General features: G+C 47.1%; 2 protein-coding genes and 2 pseudogenes. 1 reads left to right on the top strand and 3 read right to left on the bottom strand.

From position 1 onward, the window contains the following. Together STRDD11_RS14415 and STRDD11_RS07865 are read right to left on the bottom strand one after the other, a co-directional pair. A partial coding sequence (locus STRDD11_RS14415) for a serine hydrolase (RefSeq protein WP_241209371.1) occupies positions 1 to 426 on the bottom strand: 426 nt, incomplete at its 3' end. Continuing rightward, positions 426 to 1262 (bottom strand): annotated as a pseudogene (locus tag STRDD11_RS07865) (CPBP family intramembrane glutamic endopeptidase). The pseudogene STRDD11_RS07865 and the gene STRDD11_RS14415, both read right to left, overlap by 1 nt. Positions 1263 to 1429: 167 nt before the next feature. Here STRDD11_RS07865 and STRDD11_RS07860 point away from each other — a divergent pair. Further along, entirely contained in the window at positions 1430 to 2053 is a 624-nt protein-coding gene (locus STRDD11_RS07860; RefSeq protein ID WP_241209370.1) for a TetR/AcrR family transcriptional regulator, read from the top strand. Between the two features lie 400 nt (positions 2054 to 2453). Here STRDD11_RS07860 and STRDD11_RS07855 read toward each other — a convergent pair. After that, a pseudogene (locus STRDD11_RS07855) lies at positions 2454 to 2618 on the bottom strand (glutamine amidotransferase); the annotation flags it as partial.

The raw sequence follows: 2618 nt of genomic DNA, 5'->3' as shown, positions 1-2618 counted from the left end.
GTCCAGCATGGTGATGGCCTTGTCGTAGCGGAGGTTCCGCAGAAAGCCTTCCGGCAGATAGGTTCGGATGTCTTCTTCAAGGTTGATTTTTCCTTCCTCCCAGAGCTGCATGACCGAGACCCAGACGGTCAGCTTGGTAATTGCTCCCCATTCAAAGACGCTGGAGTCATCGGCCTTGACCTTGTTTTCCTTGTCTATGTAGCCGAAGTTGCCCCGGTAAATGGTGCTCTGGGCGTCAAAGACAGCTGTTTCCATGCCGGCCATTGTCTTTTCATGTTCCTTGACAAAGTCCTGGATTTTCTGGCCAATCTTGCTGCGGTCTGTGCCGGAAGGCAGCTTTTGCGGCTCCTCTGCCAGCCCAGTCAGTGGCTGGAAGAGGCCCAGCGTTAGGATGGCGAAAATCGTTAGCAAGATAATTCTTTTCATCAGCTTTCCTTTCTATTTTTCTTGAAAATGTTCTCTTCCTTATCCGTCCAATACCAGAGATAGATACTGTAAAGGGTCAGAATAGCAAGCCCGCCAAGGAAAAAGAAGGGATTGATTTGTGAGAAATTCAGAGTTCCTATAGCTTGAATGATGCCAATAACAGTCACAGCAAGAGTATTGAACAGGGCATGGAAGAAATTGCAGGCCAGAACAGACTGGGTCCTCTTACGAAGTCCGGCGAGCCAAATAGCGAGGATGATAGTGGTGATAATAAAGAGCAGGAAAGGATCCTGGCTTCGATCCTGAAATCGGTCATAAAACCAGAGAGGGATATGCCGGCAAGCCCAGATGATACCAGTCATCAAAGTAGCTAGAGGAAAGGAAAATTTTTTCTCCATAGCTGGCTGCAGAAAGCCCCGCCAGCCAAATTCTTCAATGCCGCCGCCCAGGATAGTAGAGAAGGTAAAATATGATGGGAATGTAACTAAGGCACCGTCCATCAGTCTGCCTCCAGAGGCCAAAACAAAAGTCATTGTCAGACCTCCGCTAAAGATCAGAAAATAGAGCCAGGTCCCCTTCCTGCCTGAGATGATAAAGGAAAGGATAGCCTTGAAGCTTCTCTTTTTTAGAACAATCAGACTGGCCAGCAGCGGTCCGAAAAAACCAAGGATATTCAGTGAGACTTCAAGAATCAGAGAGGCAGCGGGCGGGTTGCCCGGCCAGAGATTTTTGAGAAGAATAGCCAACAGCCAAAAGCCTCAAGTCCAGCCAAAGTTCCAGGCCAGAAAAGGCCAGATGAGTTCTGGTTCAGGTTTAAGAGTTGTTTCTTGTGTCATGAGATTTCCTTTCTATTTGCTCAACTTATAAAATGTAGGACTGATCCCTTTGTTGAAAAATCAGACAGAATAAGCTATACTGATAGCGAATTGTCACTAAGATTATAACCAAGCCCATAGGCAGATTCAAGGCAAAACAGCCTTTTGCCGACAAGAGATACTTTTCGGTGACAAGTGTTTCACATGCAGAGGAGGAAGAGATGGACGGTAAGAAATTACAGGTGCAGGAGACCAAGGACATGCTGGTGAGGGCCCTGCTGACCCTGCTCCAGAGCCAGGATTTTACAGCTATATCGGTCAAGGATATCATCGAGGTTTCCCAGACTTCCCGCCGGACCTTTTATCGGCACTTCCGCAATAAATCTGATTTGCTGGACTACTATTTCCAGCAGCTGACGGAGGAATACTTTGCCATGGAGCTGGAAATGCTGGAGAAATACGATGATCGTGAAGCGTTTCTGCATCTTTTTCGTTTTTGGTATGGCAAGCGCCAAGAGCTGAGAGGTATTATCAGGAGCAAGCTTTTTTCACCTTTTGTTTTTGCCTGGAATGTCCATGGTCCTGCGGTTATCGAAAGGTTTTTCGGTGAGGACCAGATGGATGGAAATTTATTTAGAATTCACTTTTTAATCGGCGGTTTTAGTAATTCCATCTGGAGCTGGCTGCAGCAGGAGGAGCCGGAGCCGCCGGAAGTCATCACAGATTATTTCCTCAGTATTGCCTGCTATTTTATAGGCGATGACAAGGATCAGACAGGCGGGCAGGAGGGACTGTCTGAGGAGAAAAGCTGACGATTTCTGTAAAAGTTCACGAGCACACAAAAAACCTAGACCGGATTGCCAGTCTAGGTTCTGTTGATACTCAAAGAAAATCGAAGAGCAAACTAGGCAGGAGTAGCTAGGACGGCAGGAACCTGCTCGTCTTAGCACGAGAAATCCCAAGGGACTTTCTCTAATTTCCGCACTAACCATCTGTCTTGAAAATTATCGTTTCAAGACAGATGGTATCGGTGCAAGCCGCAGGCTGCTCAAAAATCTCAGTGGAGGTTTTGAGGTTGTGAATAGAGCTTCCGTCAGGAAGTATCAAAAGTACGGATCGTTGACGAAAGCGGAGCTTTCGTCATCTACCACCTCAACAGTCTTCCAGACTGTTGAGGTGACGTAGTTTGAATTCGATTTTCAAAGAGTATCTTTATTCAAAATCAGCCTTGCTCTTAACATCGCCGTATTCTTCTGGGACTTCCTGAGCTAGGATGTCATCATAGGCGGCTAGGCTGATATTTGGCCCGTATTTCTTCTGCAGGGCAGTGGTGACCAGCCGGTAGGCCAGATTGGCATTGCGGGAAAGGATAGGGCC

This window comes from Streptococcus sp. DD11 (assembly GCF_001578865.1).
GTDB classification, from domain to species: domain Bacteria; phylum Bacillota; class Bacilli; order Lactobacillales; family Streptococcaceae; genus Streptococcus; species Streptococcus panodentis.
The sequence above is the reverse complement of the archived record's forward strand: the minus strand, read 5'-3'. Positions and strand labels throughout refer to the sequence as shown.